Origin of the sequence: Methanobrevibacter millerae (genome assembly GCF_900103415.1) — an archaeon.
Classification (GTDB): Archaea; Methanobacteriota; Methanobacteria; order Methanobacteriales; family Methanobacteriaceae; genus Methanocatella; species Methanocatella millerae.
Genome location: NZ_FMXB01000039.1, coordinates 1 through 5,363 on the forward strand (window position 1 = coordinate 1; position 5,363 = coordinate 5,363).

5 protein-coding genes are annotated in these 5,363 nt (G+C 38.7%); 1 reads left to right on the plus strand and 4 read right to left on the minus strand.

The genetic code is table 11. The features are described 5' to 3' along the window. Positions 1 to 309: 309 nt before the first annotated feature. Complete coding sequence (locus F3G70_RS11830) at positions 310 to 597, plus strand: DUF2115 family protein (protein ID WP_149732910.1); 288 nt, start codon at positions 310 to 312, stop codon at positions 595 to 597. Here F3G70_RS11830 and F3G70_RS12185 read toward each other — a convergent pair whose 3' ends face one another. The 4 genes from F3G70_RS12185 to F3G70_RS11845 all read right to left on the minus strand — a co-directional run. Next, complete coding sequence (locus F3G70_RS12185) at positions 598 to 750, minus strand: hypothetical protein (RefSeq protein WP_188118189.1); 153 nt, start codon at positions 748 to 750, stop codon at positions 598 to 600. Between the two features lie 23 nt (positions 751 to 773). Beyond that, on the minus strand, positions 774 to 1,442 hold the full coding sequence (locus F3G70_RS11835) for a 2,5-diamino-6-(ribosylamino)-4(3H)-pyrimidinone 5'-phosphate reductase (RefSeq protein WP_149732911.1): 669 nt from the start codon (positions 1,440 to 1,442) through the stop codon (positions 774 to 776). 9 nt (positions 1,443 to 1,451) lie between these two features. Continuing rightward, a complete protein-coding gene (locus F3G70_RS11840; RefSeq protein ID WP_149732912.1) occupies positions 1,452 to 2,465 on the minus strand; it encodes an MraY family glycosyltransferase in 1,014 nt (337 codons plus the stop codon). A 258-nt stretch (positions 2,466 to 2,723) separates the two neighbouring features. Further along, positions 2,724 to 5,363: Ig-like domain-containing protein (locus F3G70_RS11845; protein ID WP_149732913.1), on the minus strand; the 2,640-nt coding region annotated here is incomplete at its 5' end.

A 5,363-nucleotide genomic window follows, 5' to 3' on the forward strand; every position in this document is an offset into this window, starting at 1 on the left:
AGTAATACAGTAGCTCTTCGAAACTTCCTACCCACTGCTGAATATAACGATGCTTTTTTTTTAGGAGTTCACTGTCGTTAACCAATACTAATCTTTCTCTCGCATTCGTGCCATTGGAAGTTATGGCATCGATTATGCTTTGCCTATCTTGCAACCCACCTCACCGTTGCCGGTGACGCAGTTTCAAGGGAGAATAATGCACACAACAACATTATCAGTTTATAGAACTGCACTAACATATGCTTTAATAAGCATATAACAAATTACTGATCCTAGCTTGTCGCACGGTTGGGGTATTCTTGCAATATTATGATAAAGGACGGCGTCATCACTAAGTTTAAGGCAGACATTGACTATTATTTTGAAACTTACGCCGGAGGAGATATTGAAACTCGCGAGTTTACAAAATATCTTTCCTTATACCTTGCATTAATAGCCAAAAGGCCTCTGCATCCTTTCAGTGACGATAAAAAGGATGAAGTTTACAGATTGGATGATTCCTACTACTGCAAGGGAAGAATCAAATACATTAATGACAAGAATTCCCTTTGCAGATACTGCGTTTGTCAAAATGAGGGTTATTTCACAATGTTTTAGTTAATTAACGAATATATTCAATTTTTTTAATACTTCATCAGCTCTTTTTAATGATTCAATCTCTTCAGGTGTTGAAGGAGAATTCAATCTTTCAATGAACAATTCTGCATCAATTCCACTTAATGTTGGTGTTAGGTTAATTTTTCTTGCCATATTATACATACTCCCATTATTAATTATTTTAAAACATTATAAGTTAATATCAGGTCTTTTCCCAGACTGTATGAATCGGTCAACTCCAGATTAACGCCCTCATCCATCGTGTCAAAGCCTTCACCGTCAAATAATGTCTTTGCATTAACTCCGCCGACCACTTTCGGGGCAACACAGACTCTTATCTCATCAATCAGACCTTCCTTTATCATGGAAAAGTTAAGCGTGGCTCCTCCTTCAAGCATTAACGTTTCTATGCCTTCACCAGCCAAATGATTCATCAATGCGGTTAAATCAACTCTCCTATCGCCTGAAAAGAAGAATTCAACTCCCCTTCTTTGGAAAACATCGTATCTGTCGCTTACAACAAATTCATGCTTGTACTCGTTGGCGCCTGCGATAATCGTTCTTGCGTCCTTGTTTGTTATTCTTGCAGCTATTGGAGTCCTGCATTTGCTGTCAACGACTACGCGAACCGGATTGTCTTCTGGATTTGCATCGATTTTGTGAACCGTAAGCCTAGGATCGTCTGCCATAACCGTTCCGATTCCGACCATTATCGCATCGACATTCTTTCTGAGCTCATGAACCCTTTTGAGGTCCTCTTCTCCGGAAATATTTGAACTGTTTTTTGCAGTGACTATCTTGCCGTCAAGTGTCATTGCAGCATTTAAAATAACGTATGGTTTCATTAAATCACCTTAAATATGATAGAACATCTCTTTAATCTGCAGGAAATTAGCCAATGTCTGATTGCCTATAACGCCAGGCATCATAAGGGCAACTATTATACCTAAAACGCCGAAAACCAAACCGATTCCCCAGATTATATGAACCGCCTGCTTTTCTGTAATCGGCTTTCTTATAACCAGTCTGATTAATGACTTGAAGCCCGTTTCGGGTCGTATGAGCTTTCCTTCATCATCGACTTGGGTAGGCTTGAACTGCTGGCGTTCCATGACTCCTGCGCTGTAGAACTTCATGGCAGCATCGATGATGTTAGGCATCAATACAATCAAAGCAATCAGTTTTACACGACCGATAAATGCTATGGAAACGATTGTTGCACCTATAATTAACGTACCTGTGTCACCGGGGAAAATCTTAGCCGGATACTTGTTATAATATAGAAATGCGATTAATGCGCCCAGCATACTCATGCTGATGATGGTTACGTCATATTTTCCAAGAATGATACATGAAATGGTAAGTGAAGCCATTGAGATAATACCTAAACCTGATTCGATACCGTTAAGCCCCGCAAGCATATTGGTCAGGTTTGATCCGATTGAAACGGCTATCGGAATTGAAATCAGATATAGTATGCCCACATTGGACGGAGCCGCCCAGATTAACGGAAGACCTGCCAAAAATAATAAAAACAATTTCTCTTTAGATGATAATACTAATAAATCATCGACAATACCGATAATTCCAACCAATAATATAACAATCAGCACTATACACAATGGAAATGCCAGGATATCGTGCATGTAAATGCCTGAAAACATTCCTATGGTGAAACCGAAAAGGATTCCGAATCCACCCATTTCAGCTACAATCGGCTTCCAGGATTTATGTAAGTCCTTACCTACAATATCAGCGTCTTCTAACTTCCTAATAATTCTAGGCATCGATAATCGAGTTACTAAAAAAGAAAATAACCCACAGATTATGGCTATTGCATATAACGGTAGTTGAGGTAATATCATCATAATAATCACTTGATATAGTATTTATTACTAGTTAAAAAAATAATTTGTGATTATTAATATTTCTGCTGGAATTTTGCATGCATTTTAATTGAAGACATGCTTAATAATAATGATACTTTTAAGAAATACTGTTGAAAATATTGATAGCATAATTAATATAAATGATCCTATAGGTTAATTTAATTATAATGAGTGAGGTTATCTACATCTAAAAATGAAAAAAGTGAGAAGTTAATTAAAACTTCTCTTAATTAATGCCTAGGTCGTTACGATTACGTTGTTGGACAGCGCAGCATCGCCATATCTGGTTGTAATGATGTATGCGCTAGGCATTAAGTTAATGTTCAATTTTGCAATACCGTTACTGTTCGTGGTTCTGTAATAGAAGACACCATTGATATTGAACTCGAGTTTCTGGTTAGCATAAGGATTACCCTGACCGTCAACCAGCTTGGCTTCAAACGGATTGGCTTCACCATATTTTTTAACCAGATCATCGGCCGTCAATATCGGTAAAACGGTAATTGTATTGGAAACTCTGCATCCCTTGTATTCGCCTGTAATGATGTAGGTTCCAGGATTCAGGTTAATGTTCATTTTAACGTATCCGTTTTCGTCAACGCTGCGTTCGTAGAATACTCCGTTGATATTGAATTTTACGACAGTTCCTTTTGGAGCAATATTGCCGTCATCACCCAATACCTTAATTCTGTATTGTGAATCGTTGCGGAAGTATTTTACAAGGTCATGAGCATCCTCAAATCTGGATTTAACGGTAATTGTATTGAATTTAACTTCACCGGTTACAGGATTGGTTATTTTAACCTCATATACGCCAGATTCCAGATTGATGTTCATTCCGGCCTTACCGCTGGCATCCGTAGTACGTTTGTATACGTTACCTTTGATTTCAAAAGTTACCTCAGTGTTTGCTAGAGGATTACCTTCAGCATCGGTAAATACCGCTTCAAACCTGTCAGGAGCCTTTTCTACCTTAGTCAGATTATCACTGATAATAGTCTCTACAGGCCCATCAATAGTTACGTTTGCCGTAGCGTTTGCAGAAGCGTATTTATTATCACCAGTGTAGGTAACGCTTACAGTATGGTTACCCAGATCCAGTTTAGGCAATTCAAATGTGGCTTTGCCGTTTTCAACAGCAGTGTAGTATCCGGTACCGTCAACGTCAATCAATACATATCCGGTAGCGTCTTCAGGAAGGCTTACTTCCACTCCTTCAGCTGAAATGCTGATATTAGCTTCAGGATCAACAGGAGTGTCGTTCTTGCCGGATGAAGGAACGGTTACACTAACCGTAGCATTTGCAGGAGCGAAAACATCATCACCTGAATAGATAACGCTTGCTTCGTATTCGCCTTCGTCCAATCCGATAACGTTGACCGTAGCCTGACCGTCTTCGATTATAGCGTAGTAGCCTGTGCCGTCAACATCAACCAAAACGTATCCGGTAGCTTCTTCGTTGACTGTTACAGTGATTGTGCTGTTGACTGCACTTACCGTGAGATTGGCATCTTCAGGTTCGATTTCAGGAACATATATCTCAACAGTAGCATTGGCTGAATTGTAGTTTTCATCACCATCATAAACAACAGTGAATGTGTAATTGCCCGGATGCATATTAAACATTAAAACCGCTTTGCCGTCATTAATCGGAGCATAATATTCACTAGCGCCAGTAAAGAAGCAGACAAATCCGGTAGCGTCTGATTCAAGATTAACGGTTAAGTTAACGAGATATCCATTAACTGAAACATCACAGTCAAGGGTAGTGTTTTTCTTGATGTGGCCCGTAACCTCGAATCTTTCCGTTGTAGTGTTGGTGTCGAATTTTTCATCTCCAAGGTATGTTATTTCAACCACATATCTTCCGGCAGCTAAAACACCGCCATAAACAGCTATTCCATCTATTACCGGAGCATAATAGGTGAAGCTTTCTGCTCCGATGAAATCGAATTCAACAAATCCTGTAGCGTTTTCATTTACAATTACAGTTATTGTCACATTATTTTCATTAATTTCGACTATACTATCAATGCTTGTTTCATTTTGAGGAATTTCATCAACCCTGAAAGTAATGTTGGTTGAATTGGAGTTGAAATCATCATCACCTAGATAAGTGGCAGTAACCGTATATTCTCCAGAAAGGAATACTGCATTAACAACTGCCACACCGTCATTCAGCTCGGCAAAAATGCTGTTTCCATTAAGGCTGAACTCAACAAATCCTGTAGCGAATTTAATTACCTCAGCAGTCAAGGTCACATTATATCCGTCAACTGACACGTTACCCGCTATGCTAGTGTTCAGTTTCATGTGATCCTGAACAATGAAGTCCCTTGAAGTTGAGTTAGAGCTGAACTTGTAATCACCCAAATAAGTTACCATGACGTTATATTCACCGGCAGGTAAAACAACGTCATAAACTGCCTTACCATTGTTTACAGCAATATAAACAGCCTTATCTTCAATAATGAACTCAATCAGACCAGTAGCTGACTCATTAACGAAAGCCGTGATAATTACATCGTTTTCAAATCCTCCGATTTCAACGTCTATTGTCGTATTGGCCAGACTGTCGTTCTTTTGAGATACAGTAAAGGATACAATCGTCTCTGCAGGATTGAAGTAGTCATCTCCAAGGTAAGTTACGTTACATGAATATGTTCCAGGGATGAAATCGGATACGAAAACAGCTTTTCCGTTTTCAACAAGAACGTAATAAGTCTTGCCGGCAATATTAATTTCAACAAATCCAGTAGCAGAAGATTCATTAACATTAACGGTTAAAGTGACATCATAGTCATTGACAACAACATCACAATTAATTGAAGTATTCAATTTAATATGGTCATAGACAACAAATTCCTCAGTAGTTGA

Coding starts and splice junctions, on each gene's coding strand:
- F3G70_RS11830 (WP_149732910.1), top strand. CDS start 310: ATGATAAAGGACGGCGTCATCACTAAGTTTAAGGCAGACATTGACTAT.
- F3G70_RS12185 (WP_188118189.1), bottom strand. CDS start 750: ATGGCAAGAAAAATTAACCTAACACCAACATTAAGTGGAATTGATGCA.
- F3G70_RS11835 (WP_149732911.1), bottom strand. CDS start 1,442: ATGAAACCATACGTTATTTTAAATGCTGCAATGACACTTGACGGCAAG.
- F3G70_RS11840 (WP_149732912.1), bottom strand. CDS start 2,465: ATGATGATATTACCTCAACTACCGTTATATGCAATAGCCATAATCTGT.